21 protein-coding genes are annotated in these 25,260 nt (G+C 72.1%); 8 read left to right on the top strand and 13 right to left on the bottom strand.

The features are described 5' to 3' along the window. Positions 1–543: 543 nt before the first annotated feature. Positions 544–1,581, top strand: coding sequence for a tryptophan--tRNA ligase (gene trpS, locus OG736_RS25000; protein ID WP_327184420.1), 1,038 nt, complete (start codon positions 544–546; stop codon positions 1,579–1,581). On the opposite strand, the gene OG736_RS24995 is transcribed toward trpS, so the two are convergent. Continuing rightward, positions 1,509–2,516, bottom strand: a complete 1,008-nt coding sequence (locus tag OG736_RS24995; RefSeq protein WP_327184419.1) for a GlxA family transcriptional regulator — start codon at positions 2,514–2,516, stop codon at positions 1,509–1,511. The two genes, trpS and OG736_RS24995, sit on opposite strands and share 73 nt — an antisense overlap. Positions 2,517–2,591: 75 nt before the next feature. Here OG736_RS24995 and OG736_RS24990 point away from each other — a divergent pair, with 75 nt between their 5' ends. Then, complete coding sequence (locus tag OG736_RS24990) at positions 2,592–3,179, top strand: cysteine hydrolase family protein (RefSeq protein WP_327184418.1); 588 nt, start codon at positions 2,592–2,594, stop codon at positions 3,177–3,179. Between the two features lie 15 nt (positions 3,180–3,194). Here OG736_RS24990 and proC read toward each other — a convergent pair whose 3' ends face one another. From proC to OG736_RS24975, 3 genes are all read right to left on the bottom strand, one after another. Next, positions 3,195–4,007 carry a pyrroline-5-carboxylate reductase gene (gene proC / locus OG736_RS24985; RefSeq protein WP_020132448.1) on the bottom strand — a complete coding sequence of 271 codons (813 nt, stop codon included), beginning with the start codon at positions 4,005–4,007 and terminating at the stop codon, positions 3,195–3,197. A 209-nt stretch (positions 4,008–4,216) separates the two neighbouring features. Then, positions 4,217–5,023, bottom strand: coding sequence for an ABC transporter permease (locus tag OG736_RS24980; protein ID WP_327184417.1), 807 nt, complete (start codon positions 5,021–5,023; stop codon positions 4,217–4,219). Continuing rightward, entirely contained in the window at positions 5,020–5,886 is an 867-nt protein-coding gene (locus OG736_RS24975) for an ABC transporter ATP-binding protein (RefSeq protein ID WP_327184416.1), read from the bottom strand. Before OG736_RS24975 ends, OG736_RS24980 begins: the two co-directional genes overlap by 4 nt. A 572-nt stretch (positions 5,887–6,458) precedes the next feature. On the opposite strand from OG736_RS24975, the gene OG736_RS24970 reads away from it, so the two are divergent. Next, complete coding sequence (locus OG736_RS24970) at positions 6,459–7,922, top strand: SulP family inorganic anion transporter (RefSeq protein WP_327184415.1); 1,464 nt, start codon at positions 6,459–6,461, stop codon at positions 7,920–7,922. On the opposite strand, the gene OG736_RS24965 is transcribed toward OG736_RS24970, so the two are convergent. The 3 genes from OG736_RS24965 to OG736_RS24955 form a co-directional block, all read right to left on the bottom strand. Continuing rightward, positions 7,886–8,662, bottom strand: a complete 777-nt coding sequence (locus OG736_RS24965) for a class I SAM-dependent methyltransferase (RefSeq protein WP_327184414.1) — start codon at positions 8,660–8,662, stop codon at positions 7,886–7,888. The two genes, OG736_RS24970 and OG736_RS24965, sit on opposite strands and share 37 nt — an antisense overlap. A gap of 179 nt (positions 8,663–8,841) precedes the next feature. Continuing rightward, a complete protein-coding gene (locus tag OG736_RS24960) occupies positions 8,842–9,426 on the bottom strand; it encodes an EamA/RhaT family transporter (protein ID WP_327184413.1) in 585 nt (194 codons plus the stop codon). Between the two features lie 293 nt (positions 9,427–9,719). Continuing rightward, on the bottom strand, positions 9,720–10,046 hold the full coding sequence (locus OG736_RS24955) for an SH3 domain-containing protein (RefSeq protein WP_327184412.1): 327 nt from the start codon (positions 10,044–10,046) through the stop codon (positions 9,720–9,722). Between the two features lie 186 nt (positions 10,047–10,232). On the opposite strand from OG736_RS24955, the gene OG736_RS24950 reads away from it, so the two are divergent. Further along, on the top strand, positions 10,233–12,407 hold the full coding sequence (locus tag OG736_RS24950) for a serine/threonine-protein kinase (protein WP_327184411.1): 2,175 nt from the start codon (positions 10,233–10,235) through the stop codon (positions 12,405–12,407). Positions 12,408–12,678: 271 nt separating this feature from the next. Here OG736_RS24950 and ilvD read toward each other — a convergent pair whose 3' ends face one another. From ilvD to OG736_RS24930, 4 genes are all read right to left on the bottom strand, one after another. Then, on the bottom strand, positions 12,679–14,532 hold the full coding sequence (gene ilvD, locus OG736_RS24945; RefSeq protein ID WP_171398731.1) for a dihydroxy-acid dehydratase: 1,854 nt from the start codon (positions 14,530–14,532) through the stop codon (positions 12,679–12,681). Positions 14,533–14,680: 148 nt separating this feature from the next. Then, positions 14,681–15,286, bottom strand: a complete 606-nt coding sequence (locus OG736_RS24940) for a TetR/AcrR family transcriptional regulator (RefSeq protein WP_327184410.1) — start codon at positions 15,284–15,286, stop codon at positions 14,681–14,683. Further along, the gene (locus OG736_RS24935; protein WP_327184409.1) at positions 15,283–16,140 is read right to left on the bottom strand and encodes a sugar phosphate isomerase/epimerase family protein; all 858 of its coding nucleotides are present in this window, start codon (positions 16,138–16,140) and stop codon (positions 15,283–15,285) included. The genes OG736_RS24940 and OG736_RS24935 overlap by 4 nt, the downstream gene beginning before the upstream one ends. Before the next feature lie 149 nt (positions 16,141–16,289). Beyond that, positions 16,290–17,222, bottom strand: a complete 933-nt coding sequence (locus OG736_RS24930) for a Ppx/GppA family phosphatase (protein ID WP_327184408.1) — start codon at positions 17,220–17,222, stop codon at positions 16,290–16,292. 71 nt (positions 17,223–17,293) lie between these two features. On the opposite strand from OG736_RS24930, the gene OG736_RS24925 reads away from it, so the two are divergent. Continuing rightward, on the top strand, positions 17,294–18,172 hold the full coding sequence (locus tag OG736_RS24925; RefSeq protein ID WP_442817071.1) for a DUF3109 family protein: 879 nt from the start codon (positions 17,294–17,296) through the stop codon (positions 18,170–18,172). A gap of 90 nt (positions 18,173–18,262) precedes the next feature. Here the strand turns inward: OG736_RS24925 and OG736_RS24920 are convergent, their stop codons facing one another. Continuing rightward, complete coding sequence (locus OG736_RS24920) at positions 18,263–20,047, bottom strand: BACON domain-containing protein (RefSeq protein ID WP_327184407.1); 1,785 nt, start codon at positions 20,045–20,047, stop codon at positions 18,263–18,265. A gap of 276 nt (positions 20,048–20,323) precedes the next feature. Between OG736_RS24920 and radA the strand changes: the two genes are divergently transcribed. Next, positions 20,324–21,733, top strand: a complete 1,410-nt coding sequence (radA, locus tag OG736_RS24915; RefSeq protein WP_020132462.1) for a DNA repair protein RadA — start codon at positions 20,324–20,326, stop codon at positions 21,731–21,733. Between the two features lie 80 nt (positions 21,734–21,813). Continuing rightward, entirely contained in the window at positions 21,814–22,938 is a 1,125-nt protein-coding gene (disA, locus tag OG736_RS24910) for a DNA integrity scanning diadenylate cyclase DisA (RefSeq protein WP_054241725.1), read from the top strand. 23 nt (positions 22,939–22,961) lie between these two features. Here disA and OG736_RS24905 read toward each other — a convergent pair whose 3' ends face one another. After that, entirely contained in the window at positions 22,962–23,804 is an 843-nt protein-coding gene (locus OG736_RS24905) for a hypothetical protein (RefSeq protein WP_327184406.1), read from the bottom strand. 260 nt (positions 23,805–24,064) lie between these two features. Here OG736_RS24905 and OG736_RS24900 point away from each other — a divergent pair, with 260 nt between their 5' ends. Further along, positions 24,065–24,997 (top strand): HhH-GPD family protein, encoded by a 933-nt coding sequence (locus tag OG736_RS24900; protein WP_327184405.1) that lies wholly within the window; start codon positions 24,065–24,067, stop codon positions 24,995–24,997. The last annotated feature ends 263 nt before the right edge of the window (positions 24,998–25,260 follow it).

Genomic DNA, 25,260 nt, shown 5'->3' with positions numbered 1-25,260 from the left:
CCCGCTTTCGCGTTTCCCTTTCCGGCGGTTCCGACTCTATCAGATCCTTTCGGGCCTGATTCCCAGTCAGAGGGGGCTTGTCTTCCCGGCTGTTGGGCCGTTCCGACGAGTGAGACTTTAGCGGATTCCCGGCCCCCGAAGCCAATCGGGGCCCTGCGTCCTTTCGAACGCGGATTCCTCATTTCGCTAATACACATGACAACGACACGACGGCAGACGAATCGACTGCGCGTCGAGAAGTGGTTGGTACCTGCGGAATGGCTGTCCGGGGACCGACCGGGGTCGGCGCTCACGTCGAACAACTCGGAGAACACTACGTATCGGGTCGGGGTGTGTCAACTCATGTCCCTCGGGCACCCCTGAGGCGTACTCTGACGGACATGACTACGCGTACGTGCACCCAGCTGTGGTGGGCCGCCTGACGGCGGCCGTGCTCACGTATGCACTCAACGGCCGCCGCTTCGGCGGCCGTTCTCGTTTCTCCCTCCAGGGTTCCAGAGGGTCGGCCGGCCGGAGTGGCGGTCTCGACCAGGAGGTGGAGAGATGAAGCGGGTCTTCAGCGGGGTCAAGCCGACCGGGCATCTGACGCTGGGGAACTACCTGGGCGCTCTGCGGCAGTGGGCCGAGGTCGACCAGCACCGGGCGGACTCGCTGTTCTGCGTCGTCGATCTGCACGCGCTGACCGTGGAGCACGATCCGGCGCGGGTGCGTCGACTCAGTAGGCAGGCGGCGACGCTGTTGCTGGCGGTGGGGCTGGATCCACAGTTGTGCACCGTGTTCGTACAGAGTCATGTGGACGAACACGCGCGGCTGTCGTATCTGCTCGAGTGCGTGGCCACGGACGGCGAGATGCGGCGGATGATCCAGTACAAGGAGAAGTCCGGGCGGGAGCGGGAGCGCGGGGGCAGTGTGCGGCTGTCGTTGCTGACCTATCCCGTACTGATGGCGGCGGACATCCTCGCCTACGGGGCCGACGAGGTGCCGGTCGGCGACGACCAGGCCCAGCATGTCGAGCTGACGCGCGATCTGGCGGTGCGGTTCAACCAGCGGTACGGGCACACGTTCGTCGTACCGAAGGCCACGCATCCGGCGGTGGCGGCGCGGGTGATGAACCTCCAGGAACCCACGTCGAAGATGGGCAAGAGCGATGACTTCGGGCCGGGGATCGTCTATCTGCTGGACGAGCCCGATGTGGTGCGCAAGAAGGTCATGCGGGCCGTCACCGACAGCGGGCGGGAGGTCGTGTACGACCGGGAGGAGCGGCCGGGGCTCGCCAATCTGCTGGAGATCCTCGCCGCGTGTACGGGCGGGGAGCCGGAGGCCCTGGCCGGTGGTTACAGGTCGTACGGCGCATTGAAGAAGGACACGGCCGACGCGGTGGTCGAGGTCCTGCGGCCGGTGCAGGCCAGACACAGGGAGTTGTGCGCGGATCCCGTCCATGTGGAGGGGGTGCTGCGGGACGGGGCGGCGAAGGCCCGGGCGATGGCGCGGCCGGTCGTGGACAGCGCCTATCGCGCGATCGGGTTGCTTCCGCCCGCGCCGGAGCCGGTCGCCGATCGGGTGCTGAACGCGGTCCGGTAGGCGCGTGGGCTGGTGGCGAGGCGCGATGCGAAGTGCTGGCGCATCGTGACCTCGCTGCCGAAGCCGGCCCGTCGGGCCACCTCGGGCATGGGGAGGTCGGTGCGTTCGAGGAGCTTCTGGGCGGCGGCGATGCGCTGGTCGAGGAGCCAGCGCAGGGGGGTGGCGCCGGTCTCGGCCGTGAAGTGGCGGGCGAAGCTGCGGGGGGACATGCCGGCTCGCGCCGCCAGTGCGGCGACGGTGAGTGGTTCGTGCAGGTGGCGCAGGGCGTGGTCGCGTACGGCGGCGAGGGTGTCGGCGTCCCGGTCGGCGCGGGGGGTGGGGTGTTCGATGAACTGGGCCTGGGTGCCGGTGCGGAAGGGGGCGGTGACCATCGAGCGGGCGATGGTGGCGGCCGCCTCGGCGCCGTGGGAGCGGCGGACCAGGTGGAGGCAGAGGTCGATGCCGGCTGCCGTGCCGGCGGCGGTCCAGATGTTGTCGTCCTCGATGAAGAGGGCGTCGGGGACGACGTTCACTCGGGGGTGGTGTGTGCGGAGGAGGTCGATCAGGCCCCAGTGGGTGATCGCTCGGCGGCCGTCGAGCAGGCCGGCCTGGGCGAGGGTGAAGGCGCCGCCGCACAGGGCCGCGAGGGTGGTGCCGCGGGCGTGGGCGCGGCGGAGGGCGTCCAGGACGGGGGCGGGTGCGGGGGTGACGTGGTCGTCCAGGCCGGGGACCAGGATCAGGTCGGCTCGGGAGAGCCAGGTGAGGGTGCGGTCGGGGGCGAGGGCCAGGCCGCCGCGCATCGGGACGGAAGCGCTGTCGGTGGCGACTCGGCGCAGGTCGAAGGCGGGGGCGCCGCGGTCGGTGCGGTCGGTGCCCCAGACCTCGGTGATGACGGACACGTCGAAGGCGCGGATGCCGGGGAAGGCGACGAGGGCGACGCGGTACGCAGGGTCCACGCCTGGCAGTAAACCATCGATCGCTGTCTTCCGACCTGCTGGGGTGGGGGCGGTCCCGGCGGCAGGATCGAAGGCATGGATATCGCGGAGAACGCAGCGCTGGTGGTCGTCGATGTGCAGAAGGGCTTCGAGGAGCCGGACTTCTGGGGGGCGCGGAACAATCCCGGGGCCGATGACAACATCGCCGCGCTCATCGACGTATGGCAGGGGACGGGACGGCCGGTCGTGTTCGTGCGGCACGACTCGGTGAAACCGGGGTCGCCGTTGCGGCTGGGGTATGAGGGGAACGACTTCAAGGAGTACGTGGAGGAGCGGCGCGGGAAGGGCTCCGGGGGCGAGCTGTTCCTGACCAAGACGGTGAACTCGGCGTTTCTCGGGACGCCGGATCTGGGCGCCTGGCTGACCGCGGAGGGGATCTCGCAGATCGTGGTGGCCGGGATCCAGACGAACATGTGCGCGGAGACGACGGCGCGGATGGGCGGAAACCTCGGGTACGACGTGCTGTTCGCGTACGACGCGACGTACACGTTCGACCTGGAGGGTCCGTTCGGCTGGCGACGGAGTGCGGAGGAGATCGCGCAGGCGTCTGCGGTGTCCCTGCACGGGGGTGGGTTCGCGCGGGTGGTGACGACCGAGGAGCTCGTGGGGGCGGCCGGTCTCTGACCGCCCCGGGCGGCGTCAGTCCTTCTTGCCGGAGGCCAGTTCGCGGCTGCGGTCGCGGGCGGCCTCGAGGGCGGCGATCAGGGCGGCCCGTACGCCGTGGTTCTCGAGTTCGCGGATGGCGTTGATGGTGGTGCCGGCGGGGGAGGTGACGTTCTCGCGGAGCTTGACCGGGTGTTCGCCGCTGTCGCGGAGCATCGTCGCGGCGCCGATCGCGGACTGGACGATGAGGTCGTGGGCCTTGTCGCGGGGCAGGCCGAGCAGGATGCCCGCGTCCGTCATGGCTTCGACCAGGTAGAAGAAGTACGCCGGGCCGGAGCCGGAGAGGGCGGTGCAGGCGTCCTGCTGGGACTCGGGGACGCGGAGGGTCTTGCCGACGGCGCCGAAGATCTCCTCGGTGTGGGCGAGGTGGGCGGCGGTGGCGTGGGTGCCGGCGGAGATGACGGACATCGCCTCGTCGACGAGGGCGGGGGTGTTCGTCATGACGCGGACGACCGGGGTGCCGGCGGCGAGGCGCTCCTCGATGGAGGCGGTGGTGATGCCGGCGGCTCCGCTGATGATCAGGCGGTCGGCGGGGACGTGCGGGGCGAGCTCGTCGAGGAGGGTGCCCATGTCCTGCGGTTTGACCGTGAGGATCAGGGTGTCCGCGGTCTTGGCGGCCTCGGCGTTGGTGACCGGGGTGACTCCGTAGCGGGTGCGGAGTTCTTCGGCCCGCTCCGGGCGGCGGGCGGTGACGAGGAGGTCCGCGGGGGGCCAGCCGCCTCGGATCATGCCGCTGAGGAGGGCTTCGCCGATCTTGCCGGTGCCGAGGACTGCGACTTTCTGGGTCATGGCTGGGGGGTCCTCCGGAGGTGTGCGTCGTCCGTCGTCCGGGGTCATCCTCGCACCGGGGGCGGGGGGTCGGTCCGGGTGTCCGGTGGGCGGACTGCGGTTTTCTCGCCCCCGCCGCCCCTGCCCTGCCCTGCCCGGCCCTGGGGGCTGTACCCCCAGCCCCCTTCGGCTGGACGGCCTCGTCCTCGAGCACCGGGCGGGCCGGAAGGTCACGCCGTGCGGCGTCGGAGGGTGGCGGCTCCCAGGCACAGGACCAGGAAAGCGCAGCCGCCGACGATGAGGACGTCTCGTACGAAGGTGGCCGTCATGTCGGTGTGGGTGAGGACCTCGTTCATGCCGTCGACCGCGTAGGACATGGGGAGGACGTCGGAGACGGCTTCCAGGGCGGGGTGCATGGTGTCGCGGGGGGCGAAGAGGCCGCAGAGGAGGAGCTGGGGGAAGATCACCGCCGGCATGAACTGGACCGCCTGGAACTCCGAGGCCGCGAAGGCGGAGACGAAGAGGCCGAGGGCGGTGCCGAGGAGGGCGTCGAGGAGGGCGACCAGGAGGAGGAGCCAGGGGCTGCCCGTGACGTCCAGGTCGAGGAACCAGACCGCCAGGCCGGTGGCCAGGGCCGACTGGATGATCGCCAGGGTGCCGAAGGCGAGGGCGTAACCGGCGATCAGGTCGCCTTTGCCGAGGGGCATGGCGAGGAGGCGTTCGAGGGTGCCCGAGGTGCGTTCGCGCAGGGTGGCGATGGAGGTGACCAGGAACATGGTGATCAGCGGGAAGATGCCCAGGAGGGACGCGCCGATGTTGTCGAAGGTGCGCGGGCCGCCGTCGAAGACGTAGCGGAGCAGGAACAGCATCACGCAGGGGATGAGGACCAGCAGCGCGATGGTGCGGGGATCGTGGCGCAGTTGGCGCAGGACCCTGGCCGCGGTGGCGGTGGTGCGGGAGAGGCTCAGGGCGCTGGTGGTGGGTACGGGGGCCGGAGCCGGGGCGGTGGGCGTGGTCGTGGTTGTGGTCGTGGTCATCGGGTCGTCTCCTTCGTGCGGGACTTCGTGCTGGTCTCCTTCGTGGGGGTCTCCTTCGTGCGGGCTGCCTCTGTCGCCGCGTCCACCAGGTGCAGGAAGGCCGACTCGACCGTGTCGGCGCCGGTGCGGGTGCGCAGGTCCTCGGGGGTGGCGTCGGCGAGGATCTCGCCCTCGCGCATGAGGAGCAGGCGGTGGCAGCGCTCGGCCTCGTCCATCACGTGGGAGGAGATCAGCAGGGTCGCGCCCCGGGTGGCGGCGATGTCGTGGAAGAGGTTCCACAGGTCGCGGCGCAGGACCGGGTCCAGGCCGACGGTCGGTTCGTCGAGGACCAGGAGTTCCGGGGTGCCCAGGAGTGCCACGGCCAGTGAGACGCGGTTGCGTTGACCGCCGGAGAGGTTGCCGGCGAGGGCGTCGGCGTGGGTGGTGAGGTCGACGTCGGCGATGGCCCGGGTGACGTTGTCGTGACGGCGGTCCGCTGCCGCTCGGCCCGGGTCGAGGATCGCGGCGAAGTAGTCGAGGTTCTGGCGGATCGTCAGGTCGTCGTAGACGGAGGGCGCCTGGGTGACGTAGCCGATGCGGGTGCGGAGGGTGGGGTGGCCCGCGGGCCGGCCGAGGACGTCGAGGGTGCCGGTGATCTTGTCCTGGGTGCCGACGATCGAGCGCATGAGGGTCGACTTGCCGCAGCCGGAGGGGCCCAGCAGGCCGGTGATCTGGCCGCGGGGGACGGTGAAGTCGAGGGTGCGCAGGACCGTGCGGGGGCCTCGGACGACGGACAGGTTCTCGGCTCGTACGGCCGGCGCGGGAGGTGGGGCCTGGGTCGTGCCCTCGCCGGGTGGGCGGGACTCCGGCTTAAAATTCATCATGCGATGAATAATGCTCCGGGGTGCGCTGGGGCGTCAAGTGGCGCGGGCTCGTGGGGGTGGTGCGGATCCGTGGAGGTGGTGCGGACGCGCACGGGGGGCGGTGAAGGCGTGCCGGGTTAGCGCAGATCCATGGGGGGCGCAAGCGTGCCGGAGTGGCGAGGCGCGCCGAGATGGTGCGGGCGTACGGGGGCGGCGGAGGCGCGCCCGGTGGCGAGGCACGCCGGAGTGGAGGCATGCCGAGATGGCGGAGGCGCGTGGGGGCGGCGCAGGTCCACGGGCGCGGCGAAGGCGTGCGGGGGCGGCGCAGGCGTGCGGGGGCGGCGCAGGCGCGTGGGGGGTGGCGCAGGCGTGTGGGGTGGTGTTGGAAGCGGATGTTCCGGTTCCTTCGCTTCCGTGTTCACCGGGTCACCACAGGAACCTCCCGTGCGGCCGGGCGTTTCAACTGACAATGGAATTCATGCGCTTCCGGAGCGGCGGGCTCGCCCTCGCTCCGGTCCGCGCGGCTTCGTCGCCGTGCCCTCCCCCGGTGCGGCGCGCCCACGCATCTCCCGTTTCCTCCTGGAGGTGCCGTCGTGTCGCTCCGTGGTGTCCGTAAGGCCGATCTGTTCGCTTCCTTCGTCGTGTTTCTCGTCGCGCTCCCCCTCTGTGTGGGCATCGCCGTGGCCTCCGGTGTGCCCGCCGAGCTGGGGCTGATCACCGGCATCGTCGGCGGGCTGGTGGTCGGGGCACTGCCCGGCGGCAGCCTCCAGGTGAGCGGGCCTGCGGCGGGGCTGGCCGTGCTCGTCCACGAGGCCGTACAGCGCTACGGCGTGGCGGCGCTCGGCGTGCTCGTCCTCGCCGCCGGGCTGGTGCAGCTGGGGCTCGGCGCGCTGCGTCTGGGGCGGTGGTTCCGGGCCGTGTCGGTGGCCGTCGTGCACGGGATGCTCGCCGGGACCGGACTGGTGCTGGTCGCCGGGCAGGTGTACGCCCTCGGGGACGCGGCCGCGCCGGGCGGCGGGCTCGACCGGCTCACCGGGTTGGTGTCGCTGCCCGGGCGGGTGGATCCCGTGGCGTTGTCAGTGGGGGGTGCCACGATGGTCGTGTTGCTGCTGTGGGGGCGCTGGCGGCGTGGTGCGCGGCTGGTTCCGGCGCCGTTGGTCGCGGTGGCGTCGGCGGCGGGCGTGACGTGGGTGTTCGACCTGGAGGTGCGGCGGGTCCAGGTGCAGGGGCTGTGGAATGCCGTACGCGTGCCGGGCGCGGCGGATCTCGGACGGCTGACGGAAGTGGGGGTGATCGGGACCGTAGTGGCGTTCGCGCTGATCGCGTCGGCGGAGTCGCTGTTCGGCGCGGCGGCGGTGGACCGGCTGCCTGACGGACGGGGGACGGACTACGACCGGGAGTTGATGACACAGGGCGCGGGCAACGCCGTGTGCGGGGTGCTGGGCGCGCTGCCGATGACGACCTTCATCGTGCGGAGCGCGGTCGCGGGAGCCGGGGGTGCCGTCTCCGAGGGGGCGCGGGCTGGCGCGCGGACCAAGGCGTCGCGGGTGCTGCACGGGGTGTGGCTGCTGCTGTTCGCGGCAGCGCTGCCCGCGGTGCTGGGGGCCGTTCCGGTCGCGGCGCCGGCCGGGCTGCTGGTGTACGTCGGCTGCAAGCTGGTGCCCTGGCGGGAGGCCTGGAAGCTGTGGCGCGGGCAGCGGGCGGAGGCCGTCGTGCTCGGGGTCACGGCGGTGGCGATCGTGGCGGGGAACCTGTTCGAGGGGGTGTTGGTCGGGCTGGCGCTGGCCGTGGCGAAGACGGCGTGGGAGATCAGCCATGTGCACGTCGAGACGGAGGACCGGGGAGACGCCGGACTCGTCGTACGGGTGCGGGGGCATGCGACGTTCCTGCGGCTGCCGAAGTTGCTGGACGCGTTGGACGCGCTGCCGCCCGACCGCGCGGTGCGGCTGGAGCTGGGCGGGCTGCGGCATGTGGATCACGCGTGTGCGGCGGCCCTGGCGGGGTGGGCCGCCGCACACGGTCAGGCTCTGGTCGCGAGCAGCAGGACGACGTCGTAGACCTCTTCGACGAGTCCGTCGGGGAAGGCCCGCATCAGGTGGTCGCGCTCCTCGGCGAGGAAGGCGGTGCTCGCCTCCTCGCCGTGGACCAGGAACAGCGAGTGGCTGCCGATGTTGGCCAGGTGCGTGTCGACGGGGACGCGGCGGCTCCAGCGGACCTCACGGCGGGTCAGTCCGAGACGGCCGGTGGGGTCGACGACGCGGGCGTTCACGTTCTTGGTGTTCGCGGGGATGCTCTCCCCGAAGTACCGGTCGATGCGCTGGGCCGCCTCCGCGAGCCAGGGCACGTCGAGGGCGCCGGTGTTCCACCACAACGCCAGCGCGCCGCCCGGACGCAGGACGCGCAGGGCCTCCGGGACCGAGTGGGCCGGGTCGGTCCAGTGCCAGGACTGGGCGTAGGTGAGGAAGTCGAGGGAGGCGGTGGCCAGGGGGAGGTGGTTGCCGTCACCTCGGACGATCGGCACGTCGGGGAGGGTGCGGCGGAACTGCGCGGCCATGCCGTCCCCGGGCTCGACGGCGATGACGTCGGCGCCACGAGCGTGCAGGAGTGCGGTCGCTATGCCGGTGCCGGCCCCGACGTCCGCGACCCGTGCCCCGGCGAGGGGGCGGCCGGCGAACTCCTCGATCGTGTCGAGGAGGGCGGCCGGGTAGGAGGGGCGGTTGGCGGCGTACTGGGCCGCGGCGGAGTTGAAGGAATGGGCTCGGGTGGTGTGCCCGGGAGTGTCGGGGGAGGACGTCATGGGGCCATGGTGGCCGGAGGCGGGCGGGAAGGGGAACAGTCCGGGTCTGTCCCACAGGCCTGTGGGGCAGGCCCGTGGGACAGGCCCGTGGGTCGGATCTGTGGGCCGGGTCGGCTGCGGCGACACGGTCCCCCTCCACGTCCTGCTGCTCCCCGGCGGCACCAGCACGGGGAGGGGGGTCAGCCGCGGCGGCGCTTCTTAGACGGGTTGCCCGTGCGGCGGGTGGAGCGGCGTTCGTACTGTTCGCGAGCCGTGTCGTACTCCTCGCGGTGGAGCCTCTCGCCGGGTGCCTCGGTGAGGGTGCGGAAGAAGTACGCGAGCAGCGCGCCGACGAAGCCGACGGCGAGCAGACCGCGCAGGGAGGCCTGGCGGTCGGGGTCGGGGCGCTTGGCGAAGCCGTCCCAGGTGTGGCGGAAGGCGAGTGCGGAGCAGATCGCGAACATCACCACGACCAGGACCGTCACGAAGCTGCCCAGGTCGGCGATCGCGATGCCCTCGTATGCGAAGCGGAGGACGAGGCAGGAGACGGTGACGGCGGCGAGGGAGCCGACGGCCGCGGCGATGCGGCGGGCCGCGTAGCCCCGGTGGCCGGGGTCGTGGTCCACCCAGGTGGTGCCGAAGAAGCGGAGGGGCTCCGGGCGGGGCCCGGAGCCGGCGGGGCCTCCCGGCCGGCCGACGGGGGTGCCGGTGGGGGCGCCCGCCGCGCCGGTCGAGGTGTCCCGGGAGCCGGCCGAAGTGTCCGGGGTGCCGTTTTCGTCGCTCACGGGACGATTATGGCTCCGGGCGGGGGCGGGCTCCCGGGTGGGTTGCTCGTGGACCGGTCGATGGCCGGTCCGAGGCCCGGCGAAAGCCAGTCGAAAGCCAGTCCGAACCCTGGTCCGAGGTTGCGCCTCGGACCAAGGATCGGACCAGGGCTCGAGTCCGGGGCCTGATCCTGATCCTGGCACGATCAGGGGTCCGCGTCCGGGTCCGGGTCCTGGTCAGGGTCCGGGTCCTTATCCGGGTCCCGTTCCGGGGCCGTGCTCGGATGCGGGGCCGGATGCGGGGCCGGTTCGCGTCAGGCGCAGTGGGCGGCGACGTAGCCGTCGCTGCCCGTCCGCACGTACGCGTCCGAGACGAACTGGCTGTCGCCGATGTTGTCCCAGATGTTCGTCGTGCCGTACGGACCGGACACCGAGGTGCCCGGTGTCTGGCAGAAGATCGGGACCTTGGTGCCCTCGGCCAGGACCTTGACGACCGGGTAGCTCGTACCGGGGCCGCTGCGGACGTTCAGCCGGACGCCCGGGGCGATCGGGTAGTACGTGAGGGCCGCCGCAGCCGTCGCGACGGCCTCCGCCGTCCCGCCGCTCGCGGCCTCTTCCACTTCCACACGGTCAACAGACATGAGAAAACCTCCCCCGTCGAACCCCATGACTGCCATGGGGCCACGTTGATTCCCCTAAAACACGCAATGAAACACATGTGCAGGATTCGCACACGGAGGCTAGCAAGCCGCCTCTGTCCCGTACGAGTCATCGACTAGGCTCCGTGCGTCGCGCGCGCGGTTGAACAGCACGGGGGTGGTTGGTCCATGACGCCACAGCGCAACACCGGGGCGGGCGCGGAAGCGGAACTTCCGGAGTACGCCGGCCACTACCGCCTGGACGAGCGTCTGGGCTCCGGTGGCATGGGCGTGGTGCACCTGGCCCGGAGCACCTCCGGGATGAAGGTCGCGGTGAAGGTCGTCCATGCCCAGTTCGCCCGGGATCCCGAGTTCAGGGGCCGCTTCCGGCAGGAGGTGGCCGCCGCTCGGCGGGTGAGCGGGGCGTTCACCGCGCCCGTCGTCGACGCCGATCCGGAGGCCGAACGGCCTTGGATGGCCACCCTGTTCATTCCCGGTTCGACGCTCGCCGAGCAGGTCAAGCAGAACGGCCCCATGCGCTCCGGCGAGTTGCGGCGGCTGATGGCCGGGCTCGCGGAGGCGCTGCGGGACATCCACCGGGTCGGGGTCGTGCACCGGGATCTGAAGCCGAGCAACGTCCTGCTGGCCGAGGACGGGCCGAAGGTCATCGACTTCGGCATCTCCCGGCCGAAGGACAGCGAACTGCGCACCGAGACCGGCAAGTTGATCGGTACGCCGCCGTTCATGGCGCCGGAGCAGTTCCGGCGGCCGCGGGAGGTGGGGCCGGCCGCCGACATCTTCGCGCTCGGGTCGGTGATGGTGCACGCGGCGACGGGACGCGGGCCGTTCGACTCCGACAGCCCGTACGTCGTCGCCTACCAGGTCGTGCACGACGAGCCGGATCTGACCGGCGTGCCGGGGAACCTCGCGCCGCTGGTGGTGCGTTGTCTGGCCAAGGAGCCCGAGGACCGGCCCACGCCGGACGAGCTGATGCGGGAACTGCGGTCGGTGGCGGCCTCGTACGACACGCAGGCGTTCATACCGTCGCAGCGGGCGCTGGAGGAGTCCGACGCCGAGTCGGCGGGCGCGGCCGGGCCGGAGGGTGCGGAGGAGCCCGCGGGGGCACCGGACCGGGCAAGAGCGCGGTCACGCGGCCGGCGCCGGCGGGTGGCCCTCGCGGTCGGCGCGCTGGCCGTCGTCCTCTCGGGCGGCTCGGTCCTCGCGACGCAGCTGCCCGGCGAGGACGACCCGGGCCGGGACGCGCGGGGCAAGGCGGGCGGCTCGCAGTCCGCGTCGCCGGCCTTCACCCCCTGGAGCACGCGACCGGCGAAGAGCAGTACCGGCGCGGGTACCGGTGCGGGCACGGGCGGCATGCCCCAGTGCGCCTACGACGCGCGGCGGCTGCTCTGTGTCCAGAAGGGGCTGGTGTCGGCACTGGACGCGTCCGACGGGCGGGTGCTGTGGCGGCATGTCCTCACCGACGACGACGGGCCGAGCCAGGCCCCGGTGCTCTCGGGCGGACTGGCTCAGGTGATCACGCATTCGGGCAAGCGGATCGAGGCGCTCGACCCGGCGTCGGGCGCCACCCGCTGGCAGCGCGACCTGTCGGACTACCCGGGTGTCCGGAGCGTCGGCGGCACCCTGTTGCTGACCGCGGCCGACAACACGGTGACCGGGGTGGACGCCGCGACGGGGAAGTCGGTGTGGAGCCGGCGCATTCCGGGGCTGAGCGAGCCGTACTTCACGGCGTTCCCGAAGGATCCGCTGGCGTATGCGTCGACCACGTCGGACGACGGGCGCACCCGGATCACGGCCGTGGATCCCGCGACCGGGAAGGTGCGCTGGGACGAGCGGCTCAGCGGCACACTGCGTCTGGTGGGCACCGTGGACGGCAACCTCGTCCTGCTGTCCCAGGGCAACGACTACGGCACGGTCGACGCCGTGGTGCGCTACTCCCCGCGGGACAAGGGGTCGCTGCGGGTGAAGCTGCGCGTCGCGCTCCAGGAGGCGCAGGCGACCGTGCAGGGCGACCGGGTCTACCTCCTGGCCTTCGACGGATCGCTCGTCGCCGTCGACACGGTCCTGGACAAGCAGGTGTGGTCCCTGCAGACGTCGGTGAGCCGGGGTTCGGTACCGGCCGCCGACGGCGAGCACGTCTACTTCAGCGCCGCCGACGGACGGCTCCTCGCCGTGGACGCCGAGAAGGGCAAGCTCGTCGGGCAGACGACGCTGCGGCTCGGCGCCAACTCGGACGAGGTGGTGGCCACGCTGCCCGCGCCCGAGGCGGTCGACGGACACGTCTACGCCGGCGCGCCGGACGGAACCGTCTTCGCGGTGGACGGACGGGACCCGGCCGACTGGTGAGAGCGGACGGGGGCGACGGGCCGGTGGCAGCGGATGGCTGACGGCAGGCCGGTGACAGCAGGCCGGTGGCAGCGGACAGGTGACGGCAAGCCGGCGACAGCAGGCCGGTGACAGCGGACAGGTGACGGCAAGCCGGTGACAGCAGACCGGTGAGACGCGCCGAGGGCCGCCCCCGTACGGCGGAGACGGCCCTCACAGCAACGCTTGCCCGACTGCCCGGTGGTGACTCCGGGTGGTGACTGCCCGGCGGGTGACCGCCAGGTGGCGGGCGTCAGCCCAGCTTCGACACGTCCCGCACCGCGCCCTTGTCGGCGCTCGTCGCCATCGCGGCGTAGGCCCGCAGGGCGGCGGACACCTTGCGCTCGCGGTTCTTCGGGGCGTAGACGCCGCCGAGGGCCGCCTCGCGCCGCGCCAGCTCGGCGTCGTCGACGAGGAGTTCGATCGTGCGGTTCGGGATGTCGATGCGGATGCGGTCGCCGTCCTCGACGAGGGCGATGGTGCCGCCGGAGGCCGCCTCGGGCGAGGCGTGGCCGATCGACAGGCCCGAGGTGCCGCCGGAGAAGCGGCCGTCGGTGATCAGGGCACAGGTCTTGCCGAGGCCACGGCCCTTGAGGAAGGACGTCGGGTAGAGCATCTCCTGCATGCCCGGGCCGCCCTTGGGACCCTCGTAGCGGATGACGACGACGTCGCCGTGCGTCACCTGCTTGTTGAGGATCTTCTCGACGGCCTCCTCCTGCGACTCGCAGACGACGGCCGGACCCTCGAAGGTCCAGATCGACTCGTCGACGCCGGCCGTCTTGACCACGCAGCCGTCGACGGCGATGTTGCCGCGCAGGACCGCGAGACCGCCGTCCTTGCTGTAGGCGTGCTCGGCGGAGCGGATGCAGCCGCCCTCGGCGTCCACGTCCAGGGCCTCCCAGCGCTCGGACTGGGAGAAGGCCTCGGCGGAGCGGACGCAGCCGGGGGCCGCGTGCCACAGTTCGAGCGCCTCGGGCGAGGGAGAGCCGCCACGGACGTCCCACGTCTTCAGCCAGTCCGCCAGGGACGGGCTGTGGACCGAGAACACGTCCTCGTTGAGCAGGCCCGCGCGGTGCAGTTCGCCGAGCAGGGCGGGGATGCCGCCGGCGCGGTGCACGTCCTCCATGTAGTACGTGCGGTCCTTCGCCACGTTCGGCGCGACCTTGGCCAGGCAGGGCACGCGGCGCGAGACCTCGTTGATCTCCTCCAGGCCGAACGGGACGCCCGCTTCCTGGGCGGCGGCGAGGAGGTGCAGGATCGTGTTGGTCGAGCCGCCCATCGCGATGTCGAGCGCCATCGCATTCTCGAAGGCCGCGATGGTGGCGATGTTGCGGGGCAGGACCGTCTCGTCGTCCTGCTCGTAGTAGCGGCGGGTGATGTCCATCACCGTGCGCCCCGCGTCCTCGTACAGCGCCCTGCGGGCCGTGTGGGTGGCCAGCACCGAGCCGTTGCCGGGGAGGGAGAGGCCGATGGCCTCGGTCAGGCAGTTCATCGAGTTGGCGGTGAACATGCCGGAACAGCTGCCGCAGGTCGGACAGGCGTTCTCCTCGATACGGAGGATGTCCTCGTCCGAGATCTTGTCGTTCACGGCGTCGGAGATCGCGTCGACCAGGTCGAGCGTGCGGACGGTGCCGTCGACGAGCGTGGCGCGGCCGGACTCCATCGGACCGCCGGAGACGAAGACCGTGGGGATGTTCAGGCGCAGGGCCGCGTTCAGCATGCCCGGGGTGATCTTGTCGCAGTTGGAGATGCAGATCAGGGCATCGGCGCAGTGCGCCTCGACCATGTACTCCACGCTGTCCGCGATCAGGTCGCGGGAGGGCAGGCTGTAGAGCATGCCGCCGTGGCCCATCGCGATGCCGTCGTCGACGGCGATCGTGTTGAACTCGCGCGGGATGCCGCCGGCCGCGGTGATCGCCTCGCTGACGATCCGGCCGACCGGCTGGAGGTGCGTGTGGCCGGGCACGAACTCGGTGAAGCTGTTCGCCACCGCGATGATCGGCTTCCGGCCGATGTCCGCACCGGGTACACCGGAGGCGCGCATAAGGGCGCGGGCGCCCGCCATGTTGCGGCCGTGGGTGACTGTGCGGGACCTCAGCTCGGGCATCGTCGCTCGCTCCTTCAGAGACTGCGATCAGAGACTTCTGACTGCTAACGAGCGTACGCCGGTCATCCAGGGGGCGGACACGGCGTCCGTATACCGGGACGTATGTCTCACCTCCGAGCCCGCGTCCGAGCCGCGTTCGGGCCGCGTCTCACGGCCCGGTCAGGTGCCCCTGTACGACCGGTGCCACGCGCGCGATGATCAGCTCCAGGTCCGCCGAGGCCAGCGGCTCCACCTTGATCACGTACCGCAGCATCGCGCAGCCCACCAGCTGCGCCGCCGCCAGTTCGGCGCGCAGCTCGGCGTCCGGCAGATCGAGCCGGCCGGCGATCCGACGCAGCACCTGGGAGGCGACCAGGCGGCGGAAGACGGCGGCCGCGGTGTCGTTGTTCACGGCCGAGCGCACGATCGCCAGCAGGGGCTTTCGGGTCGTGGGGTTCTCCCAGACGCCGAAGACGAAGCGGGCCAGCCGCTCGCCGACCTGGTCCAGCGGGCCGTCGGCGACCGCTTCCGGGGCGCCCAGCGCCGGTGCGAAGGCGACCTCGATAGCCGCCTCGAAGATCTGCTCCTTGGTGCCGAAGTAGTGGTGCACCAGGGCCGGGTCCACGCCGGCGGCCTTCGCGATACCGCGTACGGACGTCTTGTCGTAGCCCCGCTCGGAGAACTCCTCGCGGGCCGCCGTCAGGATCAGGTCCCTGGTGTCCGCCGACTCCGAACGAGGGGGGCGGCCGCGCTTGCGGGCGGTGACGCCGGTCATCGGCGGGGCACCTTCGCCGTGGGGGACGCGGTCGACGAGGCCGTCGACGAGGCGGAGGCCAGGTGCAGGCGCGTGAAGGCCAGGGCTTCCGCCAGGTCGGCCTCACGTTCGGCGCTCGACATCGCGCGCCGTGTGTTGACCTCGATGACGACGTGCCCGTCGAAGCCGGTCAGCGCGAGCCGTTCCAGCAGCTCGGCGCAGGGCTGGGCGCCGCGGCCGGGGACCAGGTGCTCGTCCTTGGCCGAACCGTTTCCGTCGGCGAGGTGGACGTGGCCCAGGCGGTCGCCCATGCGGTCGATCATCTGCATCGCGTCGGCGCGGGCCGTGGAGGCATGGCTGAGATCGATCGTGAAGTGCCGGTAGTCGTCCTTCGTGACGTCCCAGTCGGGCGCGTACGCGAGCATCTCGCGGTCGCGGTAGCGCCAGGGGTACATGTTCTCGACGGCGAACCGTACGTCCGTCTCGTCCGCCATCCGCCAGATGCCCGTGACGAAGTCCCGCGCGTACTGGCGCTGCCAGCGGAACGGCGGGTGGACGACGACCGTGCTCGCGCCGAGCTTCTCCGCCGCCGCGCGGGCCCGCTGGAGCTTGGTCCACGGGTCGGTCGACCACACCCGCTGGGTGATGAGCAGGCAGGGAGCATGGACGGCGAGGATCGGGATCCGGTGGTAGTCGCTGAGTCTGCGCAGCGCGTCGATGTCCTGGCTGACGGGGTCGTTCCAGACCATGACCTCGACGCCGTCGTATCCGAGGCGCGCGGCGATCTCGAACGCCGTCGCCGTCGACTCCGGGTAGACCGAGGCCGTCGACAGGGCGACCTTCGCATCCGGGATCCGCACGACTGGCTCTGCCATGGGGGACAGGTTACGGGGTGCGGTCACCCGGGTGCCGGGCCCCCGGCCGCCGTTGTGGTGTTCGCCACGCAAGGGTGCGGGCACGGTCTGGTGGCCCGTGCCCGCGCGGCGGAGCCGGCCGGATCACGGCCGCCCGCCCCGCGGGTCCGTCATTCCGACCGCATGTGATCGAGTTTGCGCAGGATGACGCCCTCCCTGAGCGCCCAGGGGCAGATCTCCAGGTTCTCCACGCCGAAGAGGTCCATCGCCCCCTCCGCGACCAGCGCGCCCGCCAGGAGCTGGTTGGCACGGCCCTCGGAGACGCCCGGGAGCTCCGCTCGCTGGGCGGTCGTCATGCCCGCCAGGCGGGGCACCCAGGCCTCGAGCGACTCGCGCTTGAGCTGCCGCTGGGCGTACGGGCCGTCGGTGGAGCGGGCGGCGCCGGCGATGCGGGCGAGCTGCTTGAACGTCTTCGAGGTGGCGACGACGTGGTCGGGGGTGCCGAAGCGCTTGAACTCCCCCACCGTGCGGGCGATCTGCGCGCGGGCGTGGCGGCGCAGCGCCCGTATGTCCTCGGGGTCGGGCGGGTCGCCGGGCAGCCAGCCTGCGGTGAGCCGGCCGGCCCCGAGCGGCAGCGAGACGGCCGCGTCGGGCTCCTCGTCGATGCCGTAGGCGATCTCCAGGGAGCCGCCGCCGATGTCCAGGACCAGCAGCTTCCCGGCGGACCAGCCGAACCAGCGGCGGGCGGCGAGGAAGGTGAGCCGGGCCTCCTCGGCGCCGGTGAGGACCTGGAGCTCGACGCCGGTCTCGGCCTGCACGCGCGCGAGGACGTCGTCGGCGTTGCTGGCCTCGCGCACGGCGGAGGTCGCGAACGGCAGCAGGTCCTCCACTCCCTTGTCCTCGGCGGCCTGGAGCGCCTCCTGGATCACGGCGATCAGTTTGTCGACGCCCTCCGGACCGATCGCGCCGTCCTCGTCGAGGAGTTGGGCAAGGCGCAGTTCCACCTTGTGCGAGTGCGCCGGCAGGGGGCACGCGCCCGGGTGTGCGTCCACCACCAGCAGATGCACCGTGTTCGATCCCACGTCGAGGACACCGAGTCTCATGTAGGGAACGCTACTGCCCACAGGGACCTCGGCCGTCCCCGAAGCGGCCCCTGGCGACTTACCCTGGACGAGTGCCAAAGACGAACAAGGCAAAGACCGACAAATCGACCGGCGGTTCTTCGCGGGCGAAGCCGGTGAAGCCACCGAAGAAGTCGAACAAGGCCCAGGCAGCGGCAGCGAAGGCGTCGGCCGCGGACGAGAAGGGTCTCGATTTCGCGCGCGCGTGGGTGGAGTTCCCCGACCCCGCGGACGACGAACAGGTCTTCCGGTGTGATCTGACCTGGCTGACCTCTCGCTGGAACTGCATCTTCGGCAGCGGCTGCCAGGGCATCCAGCCGGGCCGCGCGGCAGACGGCTGCTGCACCCTGGGCGCCCACTTCTCCGACGAGGACGACGAGAAGCGCGTCGCCGGGCATGTGGCGCGGCTCACGCCGGACATCTGGCAGCACCACGACGAGGGCGTCCGGGACGGCTGGGTCTCGGAGGACGACGAGGGCTCCCGCCAGACCCGCCCGTTCAACGGCTCGTGCATCTTCCAGAACCGCCCCGGTTTCGCGGGCGGCGCGGGCTGCTCGCTGCACATCCTGGCTCTCAAGGAGGGCCGTGAGCCGCTGGAGACCAAGCCGGACGTCTGCTGGCAGCTGCCGGTGCGCAGGACGTACGACTGGATCGACCGGCCCGACGACACGCGCGTGCTCCAGGTCTCGATCGGTGAGTACGACCGCCGCGGCTGGGGGCCGGGCGGTCATGACCTGCACTGGTGGTGCACGTCCGCGACCTCGGCACACGGCGCGGGCGACCCGGTGTACGTCTCCTACCGACCGGAGCTGACCGAGCTGATGGGCAAGGCCGGCTACGACCGCCTGGTCGAGCTGTGCGAACAGCGCCTCGCCTCGCAGCTCCCGCTGCTGGCACCGCATCCGGCGGACCCGGCGAACGCGCCGGGCTGAGGAGCTGACGGGCCGAGGGGCTGGCGCGCCGGGCCACTCGGCCCCTGCGGGACGGCCGGGATCCCGGCCCGCGCCGCCTGCGGCCGACCCCTACGCCGTCGCCGGGCTCGGCGGGTCGCTGTCGTCGGACGGCGGGGTCGGATCATCCGAGGCGGTCGGGGACGGGTCGCCCGGAGTGGGCTCCGGGTCGGAGGAGGACGGCGGATCGGTCGGCGTGGGATCCGGGGAGGACGGCGCCGTGGGCGTCGGTTCCGGGTCGGACGACGAAGGCGGGCCGCCGGGGCCGCCCGGTCCTGGGCCGTTGCCCGGGTCCGAGGGGCCGGGCGCGGTGCCGTAGCCCTCGATGGAGACGACGGCGCCCGCCGGAGCCACGGCCACGCGCGCGTGCCAGTGTCCGGACGGCTCGCGCAGATGATCGACGTACACCTTGATCGTCACCGACTCCCCGGGCTCCAGCGTGCCCGTGGAGCGGCTCAGATAGAGCCAGGAGGCCGCCGTGGTGGCCGACCAGCGGACCGGCCCGTCGGCGTCGGCGGCCGCGGTGAGGGTGATGAAGGTGGTGTCGCCGCTGTTGGAGGCCGTCACGGAGAGCTTGCCGGCCGCGCTCCTGCCGAGTCCCGTGACGCTGACGACCTCCACTGAGACATCCGGTCCATCGCCCTTGGGGAGGCCGGCCCCCGGGCGGGTGCTGGCGTTCCCCGCGTTCTCGTAGCCGCCGACCGTCTCGCCGTCGAGGCTGTCGGGGTCGTGCGCCTCGCTGGCGCTGGCCGAGCGACCCTCGACCCCCTCCCCCGTCGGTGTGCCCCGGTAGGCAGCCCACAGGGCGAGCACGGGAGCGGCGACGACGGTGGCGACCACGGTCGTGGTGACGGCACGCGCGCGGAGTCGCTCCCGGCGGGCGGCCCGGTCCTTGGGGTCCATCGGGAAGCCCCGCCGGTCGTAGCGCGGTGCGGCGGCTCCCCGCGCGCGTGGGTGGTGACCCATGGCCACGTGCAGTTCCGCGCGGGGCGCCGACAGGACGGGCAGCTCGGCGGGGGTGACACCGGCTCCGGGCCAGCGGCCGGGGACGGCGCGTTCGGCGGCCCGGCGGCAGCGCGGGCAGTCGTCGACGTGCCGCACGAGCTCGCGGCGCAGGGCGGCGCTGAGCACGAGCTGGTTCTCGCCGGTGAGACGGGCCACACCGGGACAGCCGCCGGTCTCGACGACGGCGAGCGCCGCGCGCGTGCGCTCGACCTCGCAGGCGGCGGAGGCGAGCAGTTCGCGGGCGGCGGCCAGGTCCTTGCCGAGGACGGCGGCGACCTCGTGGGGGGCGAGGTGGTGGCGTACGGCGAGTTCGAGCGCCTCGCGCTGTTCGGGGGTGGTGCCTGCGGCCTCCGGCCAGGCGAGCTGGGTCAGCTCACGCCGCCGCTGTTCCCTGGCCTCGTCGGAGGCGGGCGGGCCCGCCGAGGTCGGGGCGGTCGGGGCGCTCGTGGCCGTCGCGGGCTTCGCACCCGGATGCCGGCGGGCGCCGTTGCGGGCCGCCGCGTGCGTGGCCTGACGTTTCTGCGCGCCCTGACGTTTCTGCTTGGCCTCGGTGAGTTTGCGCAGGCACGCCCAGCGGGCCAGCGCGTAGAGCCAGGCCCGGCGGTCGCCCGCCGCTTCGGGGCCACGCTGGCCACGCCGTTCGGCGAACGCGAGGACGTCCCCGAGGGCGGCGGTGGCCGCTTCGTGGTCGCACAGGACGGACAGGCAGTAGGTGAACAGGCCGTCGAGGTAGGGCTCGTAGCGCGCGGGGGGTCGCTGCGCGAGCGTGCGCGCCGCAGCGCCGTCGCGCGCCTCCCGGTGCGCCCGGTGCGCGCCGGTCGTGCGGGTCGAGATTTCCGGGCTGCTGCTCATCACCCGTGCGACCGTAGGCGGCGCGGAACCAGGTCTTCTTGTCCCTTGAGTCCTTTTAATCCGTACGGGTGAAACGATCCCTCATAAGGGGACCGGGAAGGGGGGTCCCATGGCTCGTTCGTGACGGGGCGTGGCCAAATCACAAGGGGTGCCCGTCCCCTCCCGGAGGGCTCGGGCCCGCGCGGGGCGAGGAAGAGGCGGTCAGGACGGGCACCCTGCGAGGCCGGTTGTCCACAGGCGCGTCCGGCTGTCGGTGGCGGCGGTTACGGTTTCCCCATGGCTGCCCGCACGAAGACCACCAAGGACCGTCCGTCCTACCGCTGCACGGAGTGCGGCTGGCAGACGGCCAAGTGGCTCGGCCGCTGCCCCGAGTGTCAGGCCTGGGGGACGGTCGAGGAGTACGGCACGCCCGCGGTCCGTACGACGACGCCGGGGCGCGTCACGACGTCCGCCCTGCCCATCGGCCAGGTCGACGGACGGACGGCCACCGCCCGCCCCACCGGCGTGCCCGAGCTGGACCGTGTCCTCGGCGGCGGTCTCGTACCGGGCGCGGTCGTCCTGCTGGCCGGCGAGCCGGGCGTCGGCAAGTCGACCCTCCTGCTGGACGTGGCGGCCAAGTCGGCGAGCGACGAACACCGCACGCTGTATGTGACCGGTGAGGAGTCGGCCTCCCAGGTCCGCATGCGCGCCGACCGCATCGGCGCCATCGACGACCACCTGTATCTGGCCGCCGAGACCGATCTGGCGGCCGTCCTGGGTCACTTGGACGCGGTGAAGCCGTCACTGCTGATCATGGACTCGGTGCAGACCGTGGCCTCGCCGGAGATCGACGGAGCGCCCGGCGGCATGGCCCAGGTCCGCGAGGTCGCCGGCGCCCTGATCCGCGCCTCCAAGGAACGCGGCATGTCCACGCTTCTGGTGGGCCATGTCACGAAGGACGGCGCGATCGCCGGCCCCCGCCTCCTCGAACACCTCGTGGACGTGGTGCTGAGCTTCGAGGGAGACCGCCACGCGCGCCTGCGCCTGGTGCGGGGCGTCAAGAACCGCTACGGCGCCACCGACGAGGTGGGCTGCTTCGAACTGCACGACGAGGGCATTACGGGCCTTGCCGACCCGAGCGGACTTTTCCTGACCAGGCGTGACGAACCGGTCCCGGGTACCTGTCTGACGGTCACCCTGGAGGGCCGCCGCCCCCTGGTCGCCGAAGTACAGGCCCTCACCGTCGACTCGCAGATCCCCTCGCCCCGCCGCACGACGTCCGGCCTGGAGACGTCCCGGGTCTCGATGATGCTGGCCGTCCTGGAGCAGCGCGGCAAGATCAGCGCGCTGGGCAAGCGGGACATCTACTCAGCGACGGTCGGCGGCGTGAAGCTCTCCGAACCCGCCGCGGACCTGGCGATCGCCCTCGCCCTGGCCTCCGCCGCGAGCGACACCCCGCTGCCCAAGAACCTGGTCGCGATCGGCGAGGTCGGCCTCGCGGGCGAGGTCAGACGGGTCACGGGCGTCCAGCGCAGGCTCTCGGAGGCACACCGCCTGGGCTTCACCCACGCGCTCGTGCCGAGCGATCCCGGCAAGATCCCCGCGGGCATGAAGGTCCTGGAAGTCGCGGACATAGGGGACGCCCTGCGGGTCCTGCCGCGCTCCCGTCGACGAGACGCCCCACGGGATGCGGAGGAGCGCCGGTAGACTTTGCCCTGGTCTCGCCCGTCCGTACGAAACGAGTGCGCGAAACGGGAGCATCCCAGACCTGTGACCGGAGGAGTGCAGTGGCAGCCAACGACCGGGCGGCAGCTCCCGGAAAGTCCGGTGGGAGTTCCGGTGCCGACGGCCTGATGCGCGCCGCGCTGAGCGCGGTGGCTCCCGGCACGGCCCTGCGTGACGGCCTGGAGCGGATTCTTCGCGGCAACACCGGCGGACTCATCGTGCTGGGCTCCGACAAGACGGTCGAGTCGATGTGCACGGGCGGGTTCGTCCTGGACGTGGAGTTCGCGGCCACGCGCCTGCGCGAGCTGTGCAAGCTCGACGGCGGCATCGTGGTCTCCTCCGACCTGTCGAAGATCCTGCGGGCCGGCGTCCAGCTGGTGCCGGACCCCACGATCCCCACGGAGGAGACGGGCACCCGGCACCGCACGGCGGACCGGGTCAGCAAGCAGGTCGGCTTCCCGATCGTCTCCGTCTCCCAGTCCATGCGTCTGATCGCCCTGTACGTCGACGGACAGCGCCGCGTCCTGGAGGACTCCGCCGCGATCCTGTCCCGCGCGAACCAGGCGCTCGCGACCCTGGAGCGCTACAAGCTCCGCCTGGACGAGGTCGCGGGAACGTTGTCAGCGCTGGAGATCGAGGACCTGGTGACGGTCCGGGACGTCTCCGCGGTGGCCCAGCGTCTGGAGATGGTGCGCCGCATCGCCACCGAAATCGCCGAATACGTGGTCGAACTGGGCACGGACGGGCGACTGCTCGCCCTCCAGCTCGACGAGCTGATCGCGGGCGTGGAGCCGGAGCGCGAGCTGGTGGTCCGGGACTACGTGCCCGAGCCCACGGCCAAGCGATCCCGCACGGTCGACGAGGCGCTGTACGAGCTGAACGCGCTCAGCCACGCCGAACTCCTCGAACTGTCCACGGTGGCCCGCGCGTTGGGCTACACCGGCTCTCCCGAGGCCCTCGACTCGGCGGTCTCGCCCCGCGGCTTCCGCCTGCTGGCGAAGGTGCCGCGGCTGCCCGGCGCGATCATCGACCGTCTCGTCGAGCACTTCGGCGGCCTCCAGAAGCTCCTCGCCGCGAGCGTCGACGACCTTCAGACGGTGGACGGCGTGGGCGAGGCACGGGCCCGGAGCGTCCGCGAGGGCCTGTCACGGCTGGCGGAGTCGTCGATCCTGGAGCGTTACGTCTAGCCGGTCGGCATGTCCGGGTCGGTCTAGTCGTCCTTCAGCACGAACGACGTCTGTGCCTTGGCAAACCCGGGCGCCTTCGCCTCCACCAGGTACGTACCCGCCCCGGCCACTCCCGCCGGAGGCGTCGCGCACTCGGGGGCGCTCGGCTTGCGGTCCCACTTCACGGTGTACGTGAAGCTGTTCCCGGCCGGCACCCGGTACAGCAGGCTCCCGGCGGTCCTGGGGCAGTCGGCGGACGACCAGTACGCGTCGTCGCCGCCCGTCTGAGTGATCGTCAACACCGCGGTCCTCGGCCCGAGATCGACCTTGCAGTCGCTCCCCGAGGCGTTCTTCGCGATGAGTTGGAACGTGGGCGTCCGGTCGGGCGAGTAGGAGTTCTGGACACTGCGCAGGGTCAACGTGACCACCCCGGCGGTGCAGTCGGGCAGGGTCGTCCCGGCCGGCAGCGTCGTCCCCGTACCGCTGCCGCCGTCACTGCCACCGCTTCCGCTGCCGCTTCCACTTCCGTTGGCGCCGTCGTCGGTGCTCCCGGCTCCCGCCGAGTCACCGGCCGAGCCGCCCGACCCGGCGCCGCCGTCCGCACCCGATCCCGAGCCGGACCCGCTGGAGGTGCCGTCGCTCGACTCGTCGCGGCCACCCGGGTTCTGGCTGATCGCCGGCCCTGATCCGGACGGTCCCGGCGTGATGGAGGAGGCGGGATTCTTGCCCCCGCCGCCGTCGGCGCCGTTCTTCTTGCCGCCCCCGCCCGAGGTCACCACCCACAGAGTCAGCAGCGCCAACAAGGCGAACACGGACAGCAGTACGACCCTCCGACGCCAGTAGATGGAGGAGGGAAGCGGCCCGACCGGATTGCGCAGAGATCCCACGGCGCAAACTGTACGAGAGATCGACGGCTTCGCTGGCCCCACCCGCCGCCAGGATCGCAACTTTTCCGGATCATCATCCCGGAAACCGTTTCCCCCGTACCTGACTCCGGTCCGCGCGGCCGCCCCGCCTTGCCGATCGCACCCGTTGCACCTCTGGCCACGGCCCCGGGAACACGCGCGTGACGCGCCCGCGGGACCTCGCCCGGCCGAGTGGCGGTACGCGCGCGTGCCCCGGTCCGCATGGCAGGATCGGAAGGGCCATGACTGCGCCCACGAAGCCCCCGCACCGCTCCCCCGCCCGCTCCGACGCCGACGCCACCGCGGCGGATCTGCACGCCCCGGTGATCGACTGGTTCGACGAGAACGCCCGTGACCTGCCCTGGCGGCGCCCAGAGGCCGGCGCGTGGGGCGTGATGGTCAGCGAGTTCATGCTCCAGCAGACACCGGTCAGCCGCGTGCTGCCGGTCTACGAGCAGTGGATCGCCCGCTGGCCGCGCCCCGCCGACCTGGCCGCGGAGTCCCCGGGCGAGGCCGTTCGCGCGTGGGGGCGGCTCGGCTACCCGCGCCGCGCCCTGCGGCTGCACGGCGCGGCGGTGGCGATAACGGAACGGCACGGCGGCGACGTACCGTCGGGCCACGCGCAGCTCCTGGCGCTGCCCGGCATCGGCGAGTACACGGCCGCGGCCGTCGCCTCCTTCGCCTACGGGCAGCGGCACGCCGTCCTGGACACCAACGTCCGCCGCGTCTTCGCGCGCGCCGTCACGGGTGTGCGGTACCCGCCGAACGCCACCACGGCCGCCGAGCGCAAGCTGGCCCGCGCCCTGCTGCCCGACGACGAGCCGACCGCCGCGCGCTGGGCCGCCGCGTCCATGGAACTCGGCGCGCTCGTCTGCACGGCGAAGAACGAGACGTGCGTGCGCTGCCCGATCGCGGCACAGTGCGCCTGGCGGCTCGCGGGCAAGCCGGAGCACGACGGCCCGCCGCGCCGGGGCCAGACGTACGCGGGCACCGACCGGCAGGTCAGGGGCAAGCTGCTCGCCGTCCTGCGGGACGCGCACACCCCCGTGCCGCAGGCCGACCTCGACCGGGTGTGGCACGAGCCGGTGCAACGCGCGCGTGCGCTGGACGGTCTCGTCGCGGACGGACTCGTGGAGCCGCTCCCGGGCGGGCTGTACCGCCTGCCGCTGACCTGACGCACGGTCATTTCACAGCTGTGCGGCTTCATCACAACCGCCGTCGGGCTTTTGTCACGCCCGGCGGCTGTGCAAATCACCTCATAGCCGAGCCATTCGGCCTGTGTCTCTACCCCGAACCTCTTTCCGTTACACAACCGACGGACAGCTGAGCGCTGGCCGCAGGCTGCCTCGGACAACGCCGTGACAACACCTCCGTAGCTTCATTCGCGTACCCGGCAGGACCACGAGGGCTACAGACCACAGGCAGTGAACCGGCGGCG

This window comes from Streptomyces sp. NBC_01334, from assembly GCF_035983595.1.
Classification (GTDB): Bacteria; Actinomycetota; Actinomycetes; order Streptomycetales; family Streptomycetaceae; genus Streptomyces; species Streptomyces coriariae.
This window is presented reverse-complemented; position numbering and strand designations above follow the sequence as displayed.

Bases quoted from the DNA above. Each gene is read 5' to 3' on its own strand.
- trpS (WP_327184420.1), top strand. From the start codon at position 544: ATGAAGCGGGTCTTCAGCGGGGTCAAGCCGACCGGGCATCTGACGCTG.
- OG736_RS24990 (WP_327184418.1), top strand. From the start codon at position 2,592: ATGGATATCGCGGAGAACGCAGCGCTGGTGGTCGTCGATGTGCAGAAG.
- proC (WP_020132448.1), bottom strand. From the start codon at position 4,007: ATGACCCAGAAAGTCGCAGTCCTCGGCACCGGCAAGATCGGCGAAGCC.
- OG736_RS24980 (WP_327184417.1), bottom strand. From the start codon at position 5,023: ATGACCACGACCACAACCACGACCACGCCCACCGCCCCGGCTCCGGCC.
- OG736_RS24975 (WP_327184416.1), bottom strand. From the start codon at position 5,886: ATGATGAATTTTAAGCCGGAGTCCCGCCCACCCGGCGAGGGCACGACC.
- OG736_RS24965 (WP_327184414.1), bottom strand. From the start codon at position 8,662: ATGACGTCCTCCCCCGACACTCCCGGGCACACCACCCGAGCCCATTCC.
- OG736_RS24955 (WP_327184412.1), bottom strand. From the start codon at position 10,046: ATGTCTGTTGACCGTGTGGAAGTGGAAGAGGCCGCGAGCGGCGGGACG.
- OG736_RS24950 (WP_327184411.1), top strand. From the start codon at position 10,233: ATGACGCCACAGCGCAACACCGGGGCGGGCGCGGAAGCGGAACTTCCG.
- ilvD (WP_171398731.1), bottom strand. From the start codon at position 14,532: ATGCCCGAGCTGAGGTCCCGCACAGTCACCCACGGCCGCAACATGGCG.
- OG736_RS24940 (WP_327184410.1), bottom strand. From the start codon at position 15,286: ATGACCGGCGTCACCGCCCGCAAGCGCGGCCGCCCCCCTCGTTCGGAG.
- OG736_RS24935 (WP_327184409.1), bottom strand. From the start codon at position 16,140: ATGGCAGAGCCAGTCGTGCGGATCCCGGATGCGAAGGTCGCCCTGTCG.
- OG736_RS24930 (WP_327184408.1), bottom strand. From the start codon at position 17,222: ATGAGACTCGGTGTCCTCGACGTGGGATCGAACACGGTGCATCTGCTG.
- OG736_RS24920 (WP_327184407.1), bottom strand. From the start codon at position 20,047: ATGAGCAGCAGCCCGGAAATCTCGACCCGCACGACCGGCGCGCACCGG.
- radA (WP_020132462.1), top strand. From the start codon at position 20,324: ATGGCTGCCCGCACGAAGACCACCAAGGACCGTCCGTCCTACCGCTGC.
- OG736_RS24900 (WP_327184405.1), top strand. From the start codon at position 24,065: ATGACTGCGCCCACGAAGCCCCCGCACCGCTCCCCCGCCCGCTCCGAC.